Raw genomic sequence first — 18,565 nt, forward strand, 5'->3', positions numbered from 1 at the left:
GGGGGGGGGGGGTTCTCGGCCGGTGTCTCAGTTCTGGTTGCTGAGCCGGTCGAACAGGCGGCCGAAGACCGAGACGTTGGCGTCCTGCGCCTGGGTGTCGGGGGTGAGGGCCAGCAGGACGGAGGCGGGAGTCGAGGTGAACATGTGGTGCTCCTTCCAGAGCTGTGGTTGAGCGGTAACTAAAACGATAAACTCTATCGATCAACCTGTCAAGTCGGATCTCAAGATTTCTTGGGGAATCTCGAGCTTCCTTGGAGGGGCCTCCCTCGGCGCACCCCTTCGTCGGGCCTTCCCTGAGCACCAACATCGAGTTTGAGTACCAACGTTGGTGCTCAAACTCGATTTTCGTGCACAGGAACGGCCAGCCGGGGCTGGCGATGGTACGGACTTCTGGACGGGTCAGGCCCTCAGCGCGGGGCGGGGCCAGTGCTGGTGCGGGCGGCCAGCTTGACCGGCAGCGTGATCTGGCGAGGCTGGCGCTCGGGGTCGATGGCCAGCATCGCGGCCTTGCGGCCCTTCTTGCGCATCGGCTGGGTCACCGTGGTGAGTCCCCGGGCGGTGGCGATCGCCAGTCCGTCGAACCCTGAGACCGAGACGTCGACGCCGGGACGAAGCCCGCGCGACTCCACCTCGTCCAGCACTCCCATGGCGATGGCGTCCGACAGCGCTGCCAGGGCGGTCGGCGGTTCGTCCGAGTCGAGCAGGCGCGCGGTGGCGGCGGCACCCAACTCGGCGTCGCTGCGCGGCAGCGCGGCGAACTGCACCTCCGCTCCCTCGCCGAGCCCTTCGAGGATGCCCATCAGCCGCTGCAGCCAGAACTGCGAGTCGTGCTTCCTGTAGTGGGCCTGCAGCGACTCCAGGCTGACCTTCTTGAGCTTCTCGCCCAGCACCGAGCGGGTGATCACGCCGACCCGCTTGTGTCCCAGTTCGCGCAGGTGCTCACCGATCAGCAGGCCGGCGTGGTGGTCATCGATGCCGACGTAGGCGATGTCTTCATCGGCGACGACGTGGGTGTAGACGATGGGCAGGCGGCGCTGCACGGCGGCCTGCATCGCGGGGGTGTGGAACCCGGGCTCGGCCAGACAGATCAGGGCGTCGACCACGGCCTGGCGCACCAGGTCGGCGTCGTCGGTTCCGCTCGCGGTGGTGGCCAGCAGCGAAAGCGAGTGCCCGGTCTCCTCGAGCACCTCGGTGATGCCGGCCATCAGCTCCGACGCATACGGGTCCTGGAAGATGAACGACAGTCCGCCACCGTAGTAGACGCCGATGCTGTCGGCCTTGCCGCGGCGCAGCAGCCGTCCGGCAGCGTCCGGGCCGCAGTAACCCATCTCGCCGCCGGTGGCGAGGATCTTCTCGCGGAGTTCAGCCGACAGGCGGTCGGGCTTGTTGTAGGCATTCGAGACCGTGGTCACGGACACGCCCAGGCGTTCGGCCAGGTGCTTCATCGTCACCATGCCCATGTGCCCACCTCCGGGTGTCAGGGTTGATCGTTCAATCCTACCGTAGGGCCAGAAACGCCCCCCGTCGGGGATCAGCCAAGACGTGGGCGCACGTGCAGCCCGACCTCGGGGTCGACCAGCACCTCCTGCCCCGCGGTGATCGCCTCACCCTCGCCACTGCGCACGAGCAGGTCGGACGAGGTCTCGACGTTGCGCTTGACCAGCGCCAACCCGATCGGGCCCAGCTCGTGGTGGCGCGCACTCGTCCCCACGACACCGACCGATCGTCCGTCGGGATCGGCGGCCAGATGCACCTCAGAACCCTGGGTCGGCAGTGCGTCCACCGACCCGTCGAGCAGCAGTTGGACGAGTCGACGTGGTGGCCGTCCCAGCGTGTGCACCCGGGCCACCGTCTCCTGGCCCCGGTAACAGCCCTTGTCGAGGTGGGTTCCGAGCAGTCCGATCTCGTTCGGGATGGTGCGGTGGTCGGTGTCGGCACCGATCCGCGGAACACCGGCGGCGATCCGCAACGCCTCGTGCGCCCACAGCCCGGCCGGTGCGCCCTCGAGCACCCCAGCGTCCCGCGGCCAGAACACCTCACGGCCCGCGCCCACCAACGACCGGCGTGCCACGACGCCGTCGGGCAGGGGCACCTTGTCGCCGACCCAGACCAGGCGCAACTCGTCGCTGCGGTCGCTCACCTCGACCCGCATCATGAAGCGCATCCGATCCAGCCAAGCGACCAGGTCGCCAACCATCCCGGGCTCGGTCCAGGCCCAGAAGGTCTCGCCGTCGTCCACACCGTGCAAGACGTGCTCGACGTGCCCGGTCGGCGACAGCACCAGGGCCACGGTCGCCTCGCCGGTCGGCAGTGCCTCGAGGTGTTGCGAGGTCAGCGAGTGCAGCCAGGTCAGTCGGTCGGGACCGCTGACGCTCAGCACGCCACGGTTGCCCAGGTCGACCACCGCTCGTCCCGACTCCATCGCCCGCTGCTCGGCGACCGGGTCGCCGTGGTGCCAGACCAGCCCTGCGTCCGGGCCTTCGGTCACACGAACCGCAGCCATGCCGGCGACCTCAGGCCCGCTGCAGCCGCGCCCACAGGTGGGTCTGCAGCGGTTCGGTCGCGGTGGCCCGGTCCTGGGTCCACATCAGGGCGCCGTCGACCTGGCCGTAGAGCCGCTGGCCGCCGGTGTAGTCGATCGAGGCGCTCTCGGTGCGCATCACCGCATCGGTGACCATCTGGATCTGGGCGCCGTCGATCTTGCCCACCCAGACCTCGGCCCATCCCTCGGGGTTGGTCAGCACGACCTCGAGCCCGCCGTCGGGCTGCGGGCGCCAGAAGCCGGTCTCGGCCATCAACGGTTCGAGCGGCTGGCCCTGCTCGTCGATCGTGTACAGCTGGCTGACGTAGGTCAGGTAGGGGCCGCCGCCCACGGTGAAGTCGATCTGCTGGCCGTACTCGAACTGGCCCTGCCCGGGCCAGGTGCCGTGCCCGTTGCCCTGCCAGCGGCCGATGATCCAGGCCAACGGCATCAGGGCAGGGTCGAGGTCGGCAGGAATCTCGAAGGTCATCTCACTCCTCGTCGTGGGGTGCCCGCGCAGGTGATCGCAGTGGTCGGGCGTGGTCGAAGCTGGTCGACCGGCTCTGCCAGACCACCAGCACCAGGGCGAACATGGCCAGCAGGCCGATCATCGCCGCAGCACCGATCAGGATCCAGATCAGCCAGGTCGTCACCGCACCATCCTACTGAGCGGTTTCTTCCACCCGCCAAGCCCGCTCTGACAGGCTTGCCACATGACCCAACCGTGGCGCTTCCTGCTGTGCGACGACCTCGAGAAGGTTCGTCCTCACCTCGACCCCCGACCGATGGACGAGGACGTTCCGCTGACCGCCTTCCTGGGCGAACGGATCGGGTTGCAGGTCGTGGTCGGCACCCCCGAGGGCTACGCCTGGTGGCCGGCCCCTGAGGTGCGCGTCACTGCCACCTGTGCCGGCGCCGAGGTCGTCGCCCACTTGGTCGAGCAGGTGCCCACCCAGCTGCCCGCCTTCCCCGGCCACGACGAGAACTACTTCGACGACGTGCCGGGCCTGTACCCCGACCTGTTGGTGCCGATCGACCTGGCCGAGCCGGTCAGGTTGGCCACCCTGGGCTGGAACGCGATCTGGCTCGACATCACCCCCACCTCGGCCGATGCCGGGCCGGTGTCGATCAGTGCCAGCGTCACCGCCACCAACTGGGACGGCACCGAAGCCGAGCCCGAGACCTTCACCGCCGAGGTGCCGCTCGAGGTCACCCCCGAGGCTGCGCCAGCGACCCGGCTGACCCACCTGGCCTGGCTGCACGCCGACGGCCTGGCGCACCACCACGGCTACGACGTCTGGTCGGACGAGCACTTCGCCGCCTGCGCCAACCACGTCAGGGCAGCTGTCGAGATGGGTGTCACCGCCGTGCTCACCCCGATCTGGACGCCGCCGCTCGACACCGCCGTGGGCCACGACCGGCTCAACGTGCAGTTGCTCGACATCTGGCACGACGATGAGGGCTACCACTTCGGCACCGAGAAGCTCGACCGCTGGCTGGGCATCCTGCGCGAGGCCGGCGCCCGCCAGGTCGAGGTGCCGCACCTGTTCACCCAGTGGGGTGCCCGGTTCGCCCCTCAGGTGTGGGTGACCACCCCCGACGGGCCTGAGAAGCGCTTCGGGTGGCACGTCGGCGCGATGGACGACAGCTACCAGACCTACCTGGCCGAGCTCATCCCGTTCCTGCGCAGCCACCTCGCCTCCGAGGCGTGGGGTGGTGAGGTGATCTGGCACATCTCCGACGAGCCCACCGAGGCCCACATCGAGACCTACACCGCGGCACGGCAGTCGGTGCGGGGCCTGCTCGAGGGCGAGATGATCGTGGACGCGCTCTCGTCGCCTGACTTCGTCACCGTGGTCGACCACCCGATCGTCGCCACCGACCACGTGCACGCCTTCCACGAGCGTGGCCTCGAGGTGCCGATGGTCTACTACTGCGTCAGCCAGAACCGCGCGGTGTCGAACCGGTTCATCGCCCAGTACTCGGTCGGCGCGCGCCATCTGTCCGGCCAGATGTTCGTCCAGCAGGCGACCACCTTCCTGCACTGGGGCTTCAACTTCTACCTGCAGCAGTACGGACTGGGGCCGATCGACCCGTTCCGCGACACCTCCGCGGGCGGACGATTCCCCTCCGGCGACCCGTTCACCGTCTACCCGGGCACCGACGGTGCGTGCTGGCCCTCACTTCGTCACCGCGTGTTGTCGGAGATGACCAACGACCTGCGGGTGATGCACTGGGCGGCCGACCTGATCGGACGAGACGCCGTCACCGAGATCGTCGACCCCGACGACGCCTACTCAGGTGCTCGCGGCTACGAGGCCACTTGGCCCAGTGCGAGTGAGTGGAAGCGCCGTCGGCTGGCGCTCGACCGGGCGGTCCGCGAGGCCCTGGCCCAGTGAGCGGTCCTGCTGCCACCGGGCCGATGGGGGGGCCCGGAGCCGGTGCGGGTCGGCCTCGACGACAACCCGGCGCTGGCCGAGGTGATCCGCGGCGGCATGCTCGAGTGCGTCCACCGCGGACGCCTCGTGGTCACCGCACCGGACGGCTCGGTGCGCTGGGCGGTCGGCGACGTCGATGCGCTGATGTACCCCCGGTCATCGCTCAAGCCGCTGCAGGCGGTGGCGATGCTGCGGTTGGGCCTCGACCTGGACGGGCGGCTGCTCGCCCTGGCGGCGGCCTCGCACAACGGCGAGCCCGACCACCTCACCGCAGTGCGCGAGATGCTCGCCGGCGCCGGCCTCGACGAGTCGGCGTTGCAGAACACCCCCGACACCCCGATCGACCCCGCGGCCCACCAGGCCTGGCTGGCCGCCGGGCACCCGAAGAGTTCGCTGGCCCAGAACTGCTCGGGCAAGCACGCCGCGATGCTGCGCACGACGGTGCGGATCGGGGCCGACACCTCGTCCTACCGCGACCTCGACCACCCGGTGCAGCAGGCGATCGCCGAGACCATCACCGAGTTCACCGGCGCGGCCGACCTGCCCACCGTCGATGGCTGCGGCGCCCCCCTGTTCGCGGTGCCGTTGTCGGGGCTGGCCAAGGCCTTCGGACGAATCGCCGCCGCTGGGCAGGGCCACGAGGCGGCCATGGCCCAGGCCTACCGCGAGCACCCCTGGTACGCCTCGGGCACCGGCCGCCACGACCGGGTGTTGCACCAGGCCGTGCCCGGACTGATCTGCACGGGCGGCGCCGAGGGATGCTTCGCGCTCGGTCTGGCCGACGGCACCGGGGTGGCGCTCAAGTTCGACGACGGCAACCCGCGCGGCATTCTGCCGGTGGTCAGCCGGCTGCTGACCGCCCTGGGCGTGCCGGGGTTGGACGAGCACCACACCTCCCCGGTGCTCGGCCACGGTGAGGTGGTGGGGCGGGTCCAGATGGTTCAGTCGGTCGCCGATGAGGCCTCGCGGGCGGCGAGGTAGTCCTCGTCGGTGACGTGCTCGGCCCACTCCGACTCGTCCTGGTCGGTCTGGTCGGGGCCGCAGCCCTCCCAGATGGCCAAGTGGCTCATGAACTTGTCGGGTGCAGCCCCGTGCCAGTGCCACTCGCCCGGCGGCGTCCACACCGTGTCGCCGGGACGAAGTTCGACCACACGTCCGTCGCGGGTGCCGACGTAGCCCACGCCGTCGGTGCAGTGCAGGGTCTGGCCGTTGACGTGGCTGTGCCAGGCGGTGCGAGCACCCGGGGTGAACCGCACCAGCATCACCCGCAGTGGTGACGCGGCCACGCCGAGCGCAATCTCGTCGTGGTAGACGTCGCCGGTGAACAGCTCAGCGGGCGCGTGGGTGGTGGTCGACTTCGGCAGCTTCAACATGACGGTCCTCCTGGGGGTTGGTGGCCAGCGGGTTGGTCACGGCCTCACGGCTGGCGGCCCAGGTGGCCAGCAGGGCGAAGTTCTGCGCCGACGTGGTGGCCGGCTCGGGGCTGTAGACATTCAGCCGCAGGCACGGTTCGGCGACCAGGTCGAACCCGTCGAACGACAACTCGAGTTCGCCCACCGCGGGATGGTGGTACCGCTTGGTCCCCTTCTTCATCTGGACGACCCGCTGGCTCGCCCACAGCGTGCGGAAGTCGGGGGAGTGGACGCTCAGTTCCCCGACCAGGTCGCTCAGTCCCTTGTCGTGGGGACTTCGCCCGACCTCCAGGCGCAGCGAGGCGACGCAGTCGCTGGCCAGCCGGTCCCAGTCGCGGAAGAAGGTTCGCGAGTCATCGCACAGGAAGGTGAACCGGTACAGGTTGGGCACCGGGCCGAGCTCGTCGAAGGCGGGGGAGTACAGCGCTCGTCCGAGCAGGTTGCTGGCGATCACGTCGAGGCGACGGTTGCGCACGTAGGCCGCGGCGCCGTCCATCGCATCGAGGGCCCGCTGCACCGAATCACGCACATGGGTCGGCTGGGCGTTGCGGGCCCCGCGCGGTGGGTGCGGGTCCTGCGCCGCGGCCAGGTTGTGCAGGTGGGCGCGTTCGGCATCGTCCAACTGCAAGGCGTTGGCCAACGCGTCAAGCACCTGGCGTGAGGCCCCGCGCAGGTTTCCGCGCTCGAGTCGGATGTAGTAGTCGACGCTGAGCCCGGCCAGCATCGCCACCTCTTCACGGCGCAGTCCCTTGACCCGGCGCTGCCCGCCAAAGGTGGGCAGGCCGGCCTGCTCGGGGCTGATCCGGTCTCGTCGGGTGACCAGGAAGTCACGGACGTCGCTGCGTTCCATGCCGTCGACGCTAGTCGAGCCCTCTGGAGGTCTGACAGGTGCTGCGTGAACTCCCCTCGGCGGTGCCGGTCGCCGGTCTAGCGTGGTGCCACACGCCGACGGGAGCACTGATGAGCACGACCACCACCGAGGGCTCGGCCCTGGCGCCGTTCAAGCGGCGCGCGTTCCTCTGGGTCTGGTTGGGGGTGCTGGTCGCCTCGATGGCCACCTGGATGCAGACCGTCGGCGCGCAGTGGCTGCTGGTGCAGTCACCCAACGCCACCATCGTCGCCCTGGTGCAGGCCGCAGCCTCGCTGCCGATGATGCTGCTCGCGCTGCCCTCGGGGGTGCTGGCCGATGCCTTCGACAAGCGCCGGATCCTGCTCAGCGTGCAAGCCGCCTTCATGGTGCTGGGCGTGAGCATGGCGGTGTTGACCGCCACCTCACGGATGACCCCGGGACTGGTCCTGCTGTTCACCGTGCTCTGGGGGGCGGCGGTCGCGATGCAGTTGCCGACCTACCAGTCCCTGATTCCCGAGCTGGTTCGGCGTGAGCACCTCAAGGCCGCGATCCGGCTCGACATGGTCAGCGTCAACGTGTCGCGGGCGGCTGGGCCGGCGTTGGCGGGCTTCATCATCGCGGCCTTCGGTGTGCCCGAGGCGTTCGGCACGGCGGCGCTGCTGGTGCTGCCGCTCACGGCGATCCTGTTGGTCTGGAAGCGTCCCAAGGGGTCTCTGGCCTCGTCCGAACCGTTCCTGCACGCCCTGCGCACGGGCGGCCGCTTCGCGTGGAACGAGCCGGCCGTCAAGCGCATCTTCACCCGCTGCTTCCTGTTCGTGCTCGGCGGTTCGGCGATGTGGGCGTTGCTGCCCCTGGTCGCCAGCCAGGAACTGGGCGTGGGCGCGTCCGGTTTCGGCATCATGTTCACCGCACTGGGCATCGGTGCCGTGATCGGGGCGTTCGGGCTGGCCGGCGTCAAGGACTCGGTCTCGGCCAACCAGATGCTGGCGTTGTCGTCGGTGGTCTTCGCCGCCGGACTGGCCGGCACGGTGCTGCTGGGCAACTACTGGCTCGTCCTGGCCAGCCTGGTCTTCTGCGGCCTGGCCTGGATGGGGGCGGTCTCGACGCTGAACAGCGACATCGCCCTGATCCTTCCCGTGTGGGTCAGGGCCCGTGGACTCGCACTGATGGTGATGATGTTCACCTCGGCCCAAGTGGTGGGCTCGGTGCTGTGGGGGCAGGTCACTGACGCCTTCAGCCTGAGGACAGCGATGCTCGCGGCTGCCGGCTTGCTGCTGGTGACCGTGGTGGTGGGCCTGTTGTGGCGGATGCCCGACACCCAAGGATTCGACCCCGCAGCCTCCTACATCTGGAACGAGGCCGACATGGCCATCGAGGTGGACGAGTCCGAAGGTCCGGTCGCGGTCAGCGTCGACTACTGGATCGCGCTGGATCGCCAGGAGGAGTTCCTGGCCGCCATGGAGCAGGTGCGGCGACTGAAGCTGCGCACAGGCGCGACCCGCTGGGAACTGTGGCGTGACGGCGCCGACCCCACCCACTTCACCGAGGTCTTCACCATCGCCACATGGGGTGAACACCTCAAGCAGCACCAGGGTCGGCTCACCGCCGCCGACGAGAGGATCGAGCAGGTGGCGTTGCGGCTGTCCGACCCGCCGGCCCGAGCCACCCACCTGCTGCCACCGGGAACGGGGGCCCCGAAGCTGGCCGAGAGCACCCTGCCGGAGTGGGTCGCGAACTGAAGCCTGCCCGTCGCGCCCAGCGGCGGTGGGCCCGCGTCCCGGATTGGACGGGGACCAGCCCTCGTCCCCACTGCTGCTCAGTAGGGTGGATCACGTACCGACGAAGGGTGAACCGCGATGACCGACCTGACCACCAACTACCTGGGCCTGACCCTGCGCAACCCGGTGGTCGCCTCGGCCGGACCGCTGTCGCAGACCGTCGACGGGGTGAAGGCGTTGGCCGACTGCGGCGTCGGTGCGGTGGTGATGTTCTCGCTGTTCGAGGAGCAGATCCGTCGCGAGGCCGAGCGTCAGGCCGCCCTGGAGGAGATGCACGAGGAAAGCTACGCCGAGGCGCTGTCGTACTTCCCCAGCGTGCCCACCCGCGAGTTCGACGGTACCGACCCCTACGTTCGCTTGGTCGAGTCGGCGGCCAAGGCGATCGACGTGCCGCTGATCGCCTCGCTCAACGGCTCGACCTTGGGCGGCTGGACCCGCACCGCCCGCCGTCTGCAGGATGCCGGTGCGGCGGCCATCGAACTCAACATCTACTTCGTCGCCGGTGACCTGTCGATGACCGGCGCCGAGGTCGAGCAGCGCCACGTCGACATCCTCTCGGCCGTGCGCGAGAGCGTCGACATCCCGATCGCGGTCAAGCTGAGCCCCTACTTCTCGTCGGTGGGGAACCTCTGCCACCAGTTGGACGAGGCCGGCGCCGACGGACTGGTGCTGTTCAACCGCTTCCTGCAGCCCGAGATCGACATCGACCGGGTGCAGGTCACCTCGGCGGTCAGCCTGTCGTCGCCGGTCGAGGCCCGCCTGCCCCGCACCTGGATCGCCGTCCTGCACGGGAAGGTCAAGGCCAGCCTGGCCGCCACCACCGGTGTCGAGACTGCCGACGACGTGATCAAGTACGTGTTGGCCGGCGCCGACGTGGTGATGACCACCTCGTCGCTGGTGCGCCACGGCGCAGGTCACGCGACCGGGCTGATCACCGGGCTCGACCGGTGGCTCACTGCCCGCGAGATCTCACTCGACAAGGCCCGCGGCCTGCTCGCCGTGCCCGAGGACGCGCCGGCTGACGCCTACGAGCGTGCCGGCTACGTGTCGGCGCTCGAGAAGGCCAAGTCGACCTACGGCTCGCTGCGCTGAGGTGCTCGACCTCGCCCCCACCGCCGACCAGGTGGCGCGCCTGCGCGACCTGCTCGCGGGGCGGCACTGGGTGGCGCTGACCGGGGCAGGCATCTCGACCGACTCCGGCATCCCTGACTACCGGGGGCCGCAGGCTCGTCCGACCAACCCCATGCAGTACCGCGAGTTCGTCGGCGAGCCGGCGTCGCGGCGGCGCTACTGGGTGCGCTCGATGATGGGGCACCGCAGCTTCGGGCGAGCGCTGCCCAACCCTGGCCACCTGGCGCTGGCGCGACTGGCGGTCCCGGTGCTCACCCAGAACGTCGACGGGCTGCACACCGATGCCGGCAGCGCACGGGTGATCGACCTGCACGGCCGGATCAGCCGGGTGGTCTGCCTGGACTGTGGCGACCTCACTGATCGGGACGACCTGCAGGTGAGGCTCGAGGACGCCAACCCTGGCGTGGTCGGCCAGATCCCGGCCGGCCATGCCGAGCTTCGTCCCGACGGTGACGCCGAGGTGGCCGAACGCGACGACTTCGTGGTGCCGCCCTGCCTGGCCTGTGGCGGCATGCTCAAACCTGATGTGGTCTTCTTCGGTGAGTCGGTGCCGCGGCCCATCGTCGACCAGGCGTGGGCGATGGTCGACGCCGCCGAGGTGCTGGTGGTGGCCGGGTCGTCGCTGACCGTGATGAGCGGCCTGCGGTTCGCGCGGGCGCAGGCGAAGCGCGGTCGTCCGCTGGTGATCGTCAACCACGGGGTGACCCGGGCCGACGAGCTGGCCACGCTCAGGATCGATGCGGGAACCTCACCGACCCTGGTGGCGCTGGCGGAGGCGGTCGACCCTCACCCGATCGATCAAGGTGGGTTCGACGCCCCTCGTCGTCACTTGTAGACGACGACCCGCGTACCGATCGGTACCTGGCTGTAGAGCCAGGACGCGTCGCTGAGGCTGTTCATGTTGACGCAACCGTGCGAGCCGAGCTGGTAGCCGTTGGCCGCGAAGTCGGCCGAGTAGTGCACCGCGATGCCACCGTCGAAGTACATCGAGTAGGGCATCCGCACGTTGTACAGGTACGACCACTCGTTGACGTTCTTGTGGTAGACCCGGAAGTCACCCAGACGAGTCTCGTAGCCGCGACGACCGGTGCGCACGTCGTACTGCTTGACGATCGTGCCGTTGTTCATCCAGTACATCTTCTTGGTGGTGCGGTTGATGCACAGCATGCGGCCCTGGTAGCAGCGGGCGTCGAGGGTGTAGGTCTTGCGCTTGGCGTCGGCCTTGGTGCGCAGGAAGTAGTTGTCGCGCGTGGTGATGATGCCTGTGACCGGGAGCTTGTTGGCCGACTGGAAGGCCTTGACCGCAGTGGTGGTGGCCGAGCCGTAGGTGCCGGTGTCGTTGCCCGAGGCCAGGTGGCTGAGCACGATCAGGTTCTGCTGGATGGTCTTGACCACGCTGCCGGTGCTGCCGGGGCGAGCGACCACCGTCGAGGTGATGCCGCCGCGGTTGGGCACGGCGGCCTGGGCCGGTGCCGCGAGGAAGCCGCTCAGCAGGGTGGCAGCGGCAGCGATCGCGAGTGCTGCCTTCAGGCGGGTGAGGACCTGACGCATGGGGGTGACTCCTTCAACTGGCGGTGCAACGCGTGGACGGGCGTCCACCCGTAGTACGCCGGCAGCCAAGGTTTGGTTGCCTTCGATTCGGGAAGAGGGGTAGGAACGCGTCTCTGGCGCCCATTGTGCCCCGTGACGAGGGCGAAACCGCAAACCGGGGGCCCAAACTCAGCCGAAAGACAGAGTCACGAGGGCCCCGGCCGTCGCGTCCGCCGTTGGTCGTGGACGCGCCGGCGTGGGTCAGCTCATCGCCTTGAGCCGGTTCCGGGCCTTGGCGCGGTCGTTGGACGACAACAGCACCTTGCGGATCCGCACCGTCTCGGGGGTGACCTCGACGCACTCGTCCTCGCGGCAGAACTCCAGTGACTGCTCCAGGCTCAGCTTGCGCGGCGGGATCAGCTTCTCGAAGTTGTCGGCGGTCGAGGAGCGCACGTTGGTCTGCTGCTTCTCCTTGGTGATGTTGACGTCCATGTCGTCGGTGCGCGAGTTCTCGCCGACGATCATCCCCTCGTAGACCTCGGTGCTGGGTTCGACGAACATCACGCCGCGCTCCTGCAGGTTCGTCATCGCGTAGGCCGAGGCCTTGCCCGAGCGGTCGGCGACCAGCGAGCCCGACTGGCGCGAGCGGATCTCGCCGGCCCAGGGCTCGTAGCCGTCGCTGACGTGGTGGGCGATGCCGGTGCCGCGGGTCTCGGTGAGGAACTCGGTGCGGAAGCCGATCAGGCCCCGGGCCGGGACGACGAACTCCATCCGCACCCAGCCGGTGCCGTGGTTGGTCATCGACTCCATCCGGCCCTTGCGCAGCGCCAGCAGTTCGGTGATCGTGCCGAGGAACTCCTCGGGGGCGTCGATGGTGAGCCGCTCGATCGGCTCGTGCACCTTCCCGTCGATCTCGCGGGTGACCACCTGGGGCTTGCCGACGGTGAGCTCGTAGCCTTCGCGGCGCATCTGCTCGACCAGGATGGCCAGGGCGAGTTCACCTCGTCCCTGCACTTCCCAGGCGTCGGGACGCTCGGTGGGCAGGATGCGCAGCGAGACGTTGCCGACCAGTTCGGTGTCGAGGCGGTCCTTGACCAGGCGTCCGGTGACCTTGTGGCCCTTGCCGCCCTTGCCCACCAAGGGTGAGGTGTTGGTGCCGATGGTCATCGAGATGGCTGGCTCGTCGACGTGGATCAGCGGCAGCGCGACCGGGTTCTCGGCATCAGCCAGGGTCTCACCGATGGTGATGTCGGGGATGCCGGCCACCGCGACGATGTCGCCGGGGCTGGCCGACTCACCGGGCTTGCGTTCGAGCCCCTCGGTGACCAGCAACTCGGTGATCCGCACGTTCTGCTTCGAGCCGTCCCGCTTCATCCAAGCGACGGTCTGGCCCTTGCGCAGGGTGCCCTGGTGCACGCGCAGCAGCGCGATGCGACCCAGGAAGGGTGAGGCGTCGAGGTTGGTGACGTGGGCCTGCAGCGGGGCGTCCTCGGTGTAGGTGGGCGCGGGCACGGTCTCGAGGATGGTGCGGAACAGCGGCTCGAGGTCGGGGGAGTCGGGCATCTCGCCGTTGGCCGGCTGCTCGATCGACGCCCGCCCGGCCTTGGCCGAGGCGTAGATCACCGGGAAGTCGAGGGCCTGCTGGGAGTGGTGCTCGTCCAGCAGGTCCATGAACAGTTCGTAGGTCTCTTCGACCACCTCGCTGATCCGGGCGTCGGGACGGTCGACCTTGTTGACCACCAGCACCACCGGCATGTCGGCGTTGAGTGCCTTGCGAAGGACGAAGCGGGTCTGCGGCAGCGGGCCCTCGGAGGCGTCGACCAGCAGCACGATGCCGTCGACCATCGACAGCCCGCGCTCGACCTCACCACCGAAGTCGGCGTGGCCAGGGGTGTCGATGATGTTGATGGTGATCGGCTGCCCGTCGATGACGTGGCTGACCGCGGTGTTCTTGGCGAGGATCGTGATGCCCTTCTCGCGCTCGAGGTCCATCGAGTCCATCACCCGCTCGTTGACCCCCGCGCCCTCGCGGAAGGCGCCCGACTGCCACAGCATGGCGTCGACGAGGGTGGTCTTGCCGTGGTCGACGTGGGCGACGATGGCCACGTTTCTGAGGTCGTTGCGGACAGGCATGGGCGCTCCAGTGCTGGGTGGTGGTGTCGGCGCCGACCGCGATACCCAGTCCCGAGCGTGAACGCACAGCGCCGATCGAGTGTAGTTCGGCGGGCAGGGGCGTGGCGAACTCAGGCCTGGCGGGCTCGTCCGACTCGTCGGCGGGGTGCGATCAGGCGCCAAGGGCGGCGTCACCCGGGTTGTGGCGTGAAGTTGGCCGTCAACGGCCTGTTTGTCGCCACCAATCGGCTGGACGACCGAGGCAACCCTGACCCAGAGCCGGTGTGTGGCGCGAAACAGCTGGTCAACCGCGTGTTTCGCGCCACACATGGGTGAGTCGGGACGACGGCCGGCCCGGCTTCAGCGGGGCGGGGGACCGACCTCGGAAAAAAAGTTGGACAACCGACTTGACATGTTGATCGATGGAGTTTATCGTTTTAGTCATCGATCAAGCACGACCCGGACCTCAGCTCTCGGAAGGAGCGCACACGATGTTCACCTCAACCCCCGCCTCCATCCTCCTGGCCCTCACCCCCGCCGACGAGACCACCCAGCAGGCCCACGTCACCGTGTTCGGCCGCCTCGTCGACCGTCTGACCCACCAGGCGCACTGAGACCAGCCCCGCACCAGAACTCCAAGGAGCACCCCATGTACCACCGCCACTGCTGCCTCGACGTGACATCACCGTCGTCGGCCACCACGCTCTTCGCCCCCGGCTCCGAGCGTCACAGCACCACCAGCAACCTCGCCTGACAGTCGCCCTCGGCTGACCCGCACCACACAGAACTTCCAAGGAGAAGCACATGTTCACCTCGACCCCCGCCTCCGTCCTCATGGCCCTGACCCCCGACACCCAGGTGCAGGACGCCAACGCCAGCCTCTTCGGCCGCGTCCTCGATCGCCTCAGCAAGAACGCCTGAGGCCCACTCACGAGCCGACGGGCCGGACTCCCACTGGAGTCCGGCCCGTCCGTCCGTTCTGCAGACCCAACGATGAGGCGTCAGCGCATGACCGCGACGACCTCTTCATGCTTGTCACCATCGTCGCCGTAGGTGATCACCAGCAGTCCGCGGGCGCGCTCGGTCGAGAAGTGCGGGTCACCGATCTCGCGCACGATCCGCACCAGCCCGGACTGGTCGGTGACGCTGTCGATGCCGCTGCCCTCGGCGCGGATGGTCTTGGGCAACAGTTCACCCTCGCGCACGACATCGGCCTCGGTGTCACCCTCGCGGATGACGCGGGTGAGTTCGGCCACGTAGACCGGGTCGCTGGTGGCGTCGTAGACATAGCGCTTGCCGAGCAGCGAGTGGTCCATCTCGCCGACGAGCACTCCGTCCTTGAGCTCCTCGCCCCGGTAGGTCACCGGCACGTGGTAGACCTTGCCGCCCGCCGACACCAGGTGGGTCTCGACGCCGACATCGCCGTCAGGGTCGACGAACCGGAAGGTGCCCACGCTGGCCAAGTCGGCGGCATCACCGTCGAACCAGGGCTGGGTCGGCAGCCAAGCCGCCAACAACTCGAGCTTGGTGGGGGTGAGGGTGGACTGGTGGACCTCTGCCGTGCCGCTCATGGGTGCACTCCTTGTCGCTGGGAGACGCCCACCAACCTATACGTGCCCCGCGACGGACGCGGGCAGGGGGTGGAGCTTGCAGGCTGCCGACGTCCAGCTGGGCAAACCTGCTGCTCGGGTTGAGTGTCGCCGCAACGGTCGTGCCCCCGCCGTCTCAGCCTCCTACACTGAACACCAGTCGAGAAGGGCAGGGGGCACAGGGTGGTCGATCGTCCGCGTCGAGGGGTGCCCGGTGACGGCCCCCTCCAGCAGGACGACGCTGCCCCCGGCGAGGTGGCCAGACCCCGACGCGCGATGCTGGCCGAGCCCGAGGCCGCAGCACCCGAACCCTTCCGGTTCGCCGGACGCCGGTTGGGCACCGACCCCCAGAACCCTGACGTGCTCAGCCCTGCTGCGGCCAGGGCGATCACCGACGACGGCCGTGACTCATCGCCCGCGATGGTCGCCCAGCCACACTCGGCGCGTCCGGCCGCCTCGCCGGAGACCGCGCCGGAGCCCCTAGACGTGGGCCCCATCGATCCTGAGGAACACGAGCACGAGGCGGACGAGCACGAGCCGGGCGCTCACGAGGCGGACGAGCACGAGGCGGACGGCCATGAGCTCGTCGCCCTGCCCGGCCAGCCGGCGGTGGATGAGCCGCCATCGGCCGCCCCGATCGACCAGCCTGCGTCCTTCACGCTGGTCGCCAGGCACGGTCCGCGACGCGCGGCCGAGGCGAGCCCGGCTGAGCCCGAGGCGCCGCGTCCGATCGTTCGCCGCCTGCTCGACGCACTGACCGCGGCTCGTCCTCGCCGATCGAGGCTGCGTGGCGACATCGAGGGTCTGCGGGCGCTGGCGGTGATCTGGGTGCTGCTGTTCCACCTGCGGGTCACGGGCTTCGGCGGTGGCTATGCGGGTGTCGACGTCTTCTTCGTCATCTCGGGCTTCCTGATCACCAGCCAACTGCTGGCCTCGGTGCGCACTCGTGGGCGACTCAACCTTGTCGACTTCTACGGCCGCCGGGCCAAGCGACTGCTGCCGGCAGCCACCCTGGTGCTGGTGGTCACGGTGCTGTTCGGATGGGCCTGGCTGCCACGCTCGGAGTGGCAGCTGCTGGCCCAGGACTCCGCCGCATCGGCGGTCTACAGCCTCAACTGGTTCCTGGCCGCCCGCAGCGTCGACTACCTCGCCATGGACGCCCAACCCACAGCCGTGCAGCACTTCTGGTCGCTCGCGGTCGAGGAGCAGTTCTACATCGTCTGGCCGCTGGTGATCATCGCCTCACTCGCGGTGGCCCGTTGGCGCGGTTGGCCCCGCGTGGCCGTGGTCGCCGGATCGCTGGGGGTGATCCTGGTCGCGTCGCTGGCCTGGTCGATCTGGTACACCCAGCACGACCCGGGGCCGGCCTACTTCGTCTCGACGACCAGGGCCTGGGAACTGGCCCTCGGCGGATTGCTGGCCGCGGCGGTACCGCTGCTGCACCGGTTGCCGCAGGTGGTGGCCTCACTGCTCGCCCCGGTGGGGCTGGCCATGGTGGTCGCCTCGGCGCTGGTGATCGACCAGCAGACGCCATGGCCGGGCAGCGCGGCACTGCTGCCCACCGTCGGGGCAGGTCTGGTGGTGTTGGCCGGCAGCGTGCACGACCGCAACCTCACCGCACGCCTGCTCGGGTGGGGTCCACTGCCGTGGATCGGCATGCTCAGCTACTCGATGTACCTGTGGCACTGGCCGCTGATCGTCTTCTGGACCGCCCGTGACCCCGAGTTGGGCGTCTGGGAGAAGGTCGTGATCGCGGTCCTCACCGTGACGCTCAGCGCGCTCACCCTGCGTTTCGTCGAAGACCCGGTGAGGTTCAACGTGCCACTGGCTCGGCGGCGCCGTACCACCCTGGTGCTGGCCGTGGCTGCGATGGCCACGTCGTTGATCGCCAGCATGGCCCTGCTCAGCCAGGCCCCACGGCTCACCACGGTCGACCCGTTGGCGCCCGATGCCACGGTGGTGGCGACCCCTGCCTCGCCCACCCCGACTCCGTCAGGCACGCCGACCGCCAGCGCCTCGACCACCACGCCGGCGCCGTTCCCGACGCCCAAGCCGGTGGTCGGCGACTACACCGGGGCCCTCAGCCTCGTCCACAACGCCGACGTGGGCGGGGTGCCGACGATTCGCAGCGACCTCGGCTCAGCGCTGCGGATCACAAGGGCGATGTCACCCTCGCCCGACGTCGCGGTGCAGGACCTGCCGGACGCCTACCGCAACGGCTGTCACCGCCGCAAGGGTGAGAGTCGGCTGGTGCGTCCCGACCAGTGCCTGCTCGGCGACCCCGCCGGGACGACCAGGGTCGCCCTGGTCGGTGACTCCAAGATGGACCAGTGGCAGCCCGCGCTCGACCTGATCGGCAAGCGCCACGGGTGGCGGGTGCAGGGCCTGGGCAAGTCGGGCTGCACGTTCAGTTCCGGACGACAGTTCGCCGACTGTGACGCCTACAACGCTGCGCTGATCCAACGGCTGCTCGCCGACCCGCCTGACATTGTGATGACCTCGACCTACGCCGAGACCGACCAGCTGGCGCCCGGCATGATCGACCTGCTGTCGCAGCTGCAGCGGGTGGGCGTGCTGGTCGTCCTGATCAACGACAACCCCACCCCGCCCGGCCGCACGTCGATCTACCAGTGCATCGGACGCACCGACAACCCGGTGGAGTGCGAGTTCGCCCGCAATCGTGGCCACGGCGCGGCCACCATGGCCGATGTCGCCCAGGCGTTGCCCGAGGCGGAGTTCATCGACATGAACGAGTGGATCTGCCCTCCCGGGCTGGCCAACTGCCCGGTCGTGCTCGGCAACGTCTTCCTCTATCGCGAGACCAGCCACCTGACCAGCACCTTCGTCCGGTCCGCCACCCCGATCCTGGAGCGCAAGCTGGTTGAAGCAGGCGTGGCCCATGGCCCTGTGCTGCCCCTTCGAGCGCGCTGAGGACCACGGCGCGGTTCGTCGAGGCCAACACGGGCGTTCAGCACTAGGGTGGCTGGCATGGCTGTGCCCGAGACCAATCGAAACCTGATGGCCGCGGCGGGGGCATCGACCCTGCTGCCGGAAGACCCGGCGATCGATGCCCTGGCCGAGCACGGACGGGCCGAGTTCCTCAAGGTGGTGCGTGAACACCCCGCATCCTCGCTGTGCTGGGCCCTGCTCGCCGAGGGATCGCTGCTGGCCCACAGCGAGGGCGGCGACGTCGCCGCCTACGCC

Annotated in this window: 17 protein-coding genes; 8 read left to right on the top strand and 9 right to left on the bottom strand. The window is 69.2% G+C overall.

What is annotated here, in order from left to right; genetic code table 11:
* Window positions 1-407: 407 nt before the first annotated feature.
* From IE660_RS14115 to IE660_RS14130, 4 genes are all read right to left on the bottom strand, one after another.
* Window positions 408-1,460 carry a LacI family DNA-binding transcriptional regulator gene (locus IE660_RS14115; RefSeq protein ID WP_203569010.1) on the bottom strand — a complete coding sequence of 351 codons (1,053 nt, stop codon included), beginning with the start codon at window positions 1,458-1,460 and terminating at the stop codon, window positions 408-410.
* A 71-nt stretch (window positions 1,461-1,531) separates the two neighbouring features.
* Entirely contained in the window at window positions 1,532-2,503 is a 972-nt protein-coding gene (gene ygfZ / locus IE660_RS14120; protein ID WP_203569011.1) for a CAF17-like 4Fe-4S cluster assembly/insertion protein YgfZ, read from the bottom strand.
* 10 nt (window positions 2,504-2,513) lie between these two features.
* Entirely contained in the window at window positions 2,514-3,011 is a 498-nt protein-coding gene (locus IE660_RS14125; RefSeq protein WP_203569012.1) for an FABP family protein, read from the bottom strand.
* A gap of 1 nt (window position 3,012) precedes the next feature.
* Complete coding sequence (locus IE660_RS14130; protein ID WP_203569013.1) at window positions 3,013-3,174, bottom strand: hypothetical protein; 162 nt, start codon at window positions 3,172-3,174, stop codon at window positions 3,013-3,015.
* A 60-nt stretch (window positions 3,175-3,234) separates the two neighbouring features.
* Between IE660_RS14130 and IE660_RS14135 the strand changes: the two genes are divergently transcribed.
* Together IE660_RS14135 and IE660_RS14140 are read left to right on the top strand one after the other, a co-directional pair.
* The gene (locus IE660_RS14135) at window positions 3,235-4,920 is read left to right on the top strand and encodes a DUF4091 domain-containing protein (protein WP_203569014.1); all 1,686 of its coding nucleotides are present in this window, start codon (window positions 3,235-3,237) and stop codon (window positions 4,918-4,920) included.
* Window positions 4,921-4,962: 42 nt separating this feature from the next.
* Window positions 4,963-5,940, top strand: a complete 978-nt coding sequence (locus IE660_RS14140) for an asparaginase (protein ID WP_328701970.1) — start codon at window positions 4,963-4,965, stop codon at window positions 5,938-5,940.
* Here IE660_RS14140 and IE660_RS14145 read toward each other — a convergent pair.
* Both IE660_RS14145 and IE660_RS14150 read right to left on the bottom strand, forming a co-directional pair.
* Window positions 5,901-6,332, bottom strand: coding sequence for a (R)-mandelonitrile lyase (locus tag IE660_RS14145; protein ID WP_203569015.1), 432 nt, complete (start codon window positions 6,330-6,332; stop codon window positions 5,901-5,903). The genes IE660_RS14140 and IE660_RS14145 overlap by 40 nt on opposite strands.
* Window positions 6,289-7,221, bottom strand: a complete 933-nt coding sequence (locus IE660_RS14150; RefSeq protein ID WP_203569016.1) for a helix-turn-helix transcriptional regulator — start codon at window positions 7,219-7,221, stop codon at window positions 6,289-6,291. The genes IE660_RS14145 and IE660_RS14150 overlap by 44 nt, the downstream gene beginning before the upstream one ends.
* Before the next feature lie 110 nt (window positions 7,222-7,331).
* Here IE660_RS14150 and IE660_RS14155 point away from each other — a divergent pair, with 110 nt between their 5' ends.
* From IE660_RS14155 to IE660_RS14165, 3 genes are all read left to right on the top strand, one after another.
* On the top strand, window positions 7,332-8,960 hold the full coding sequence (locus tag IE660_RS14155; RefSeq protein WP_203569017.1) for an MFS transporter: 1,629 nt from the start codon (window positions 7,332-7,334) through the stop codon (window positions 8,958-8,960).
* Between the two features lie 117 nt (window positions 8,961-9,077).
* Window positions 9,078-10,091, top strand: coding sequence for a dihydroorotate dehydrogenase-like protein (locus IE660_RS14160; RefSeq protein WP_203569018.1), 1,014 nt, complete (start codon window positions 9,078-9,080; stop codon window positions 10,089-10,091).
* 1 nt (window position 10,092) lies between these two features.
* Window positions 10,093-10,965, top strand: coding sequence for a Sir2 family NAD-dependent protein deacetylase (locus tag IE660_RS14165; protein WP_203569019.1), 873 nt, complete (start codon window positions 10,093-10,095; stop codon window positions 10,963-10,965).
* On the opposite strand, the gene IE660_RS14170 is transcribed toward IE660_RS14165, so the two are convergent.
* On the bottom strand, window positions 10,956-11,681 hold the full coding sequence (locus IE660_RS14170; protein WP_203569020.1) for a L,D-transpeptidase family protein: 726 nt from the start codon (window positions 11,679-11,681) through the stop codon (window positions 10,956-10,958). The two genes, IE660_RS14165 and IE660_RS14170, sit on opposite strands and share 10 nt — an antisense overlap.
* A 240-nt stretch (window positions 11,682-11,921) precedes the next feature.
* On the bottom strand, window positions 11,922-13,793 hold the full coding sequence (typA, locus tag IE660_RS14175; RefSeq protein ID WP_203569021.1) for a translational GTPase TypA: 1,872 nt from the start codon (window positions 13,791-13,793) through the stop codon (window positions 11,922-11,924).
* A 470-nt stretch (window positions 13,794-14,263) separates the two neighbouring features.
* Between typA and IE660_RS16245 the strand changes: the two genes are divergently transcribed.
* Window positions 14,264-14,386 (top strand): hypothetical protein, encoded by a 123-nt coding sequence (locus IE660_RS16245; RefSeq protein ID WP_268883426.1) that lies wholly within the window; start codon window positions 14,264-14,266, stop codon window positions 14,384-14,386.
* A 387-nt stretch (window positions 14,387-14,773) separates the two neighbouring features.
* Here the strand turns inward: IE660_RS16245 and IE660_RS14180 are convergent, their stop codons facing one another.
* Window positions 14,774-15,343 (bottom strand): CG0192-related protein, encoded by a 570-nt coding sequence (locus tag IE660_RS14180; protein ID WP_203569022.1) that lies wholly within the window; start codon window positions 15,341-15,343, stop codon window positions 14,774-14,776.
* A 201-nt stretch (window positions 15,344-15,544) separates the two neighbouring features.
* On the opposite strand from IE660_RS14180, the gene IE660_RS14185 reads away from it, so the two are divergent.
* Complete coding sequence (locus IE660_RS14185; protein WP_203569023.1) at window positions 15,545-18,292, top strand: acyltransferase family protein; 2,748 nt, start codon at window positions 15,545-15,547, stop codon at window positions 18,290-18,292.
* Between the two features lie 57 nt (window positions 18,293-18,349).
* A partial coding sequence (locus IE660_RS14190) for a DUF3151 family protein (protein WP_203569024.1) occupies window positions 18,350-18,565 on the top strand: 216 nt, incomplete at its 3' end.

It is taken from the genome of Aestuariimicrobium ganziense (assembly GCF_015352975.1).
GTDB lineage: Bacteria > Actinomycetota > Actinomycetes > Propionibacteriales > Propionibacteriaceae > Aestuariimicrobium > Aestuariimicrobium ganziense.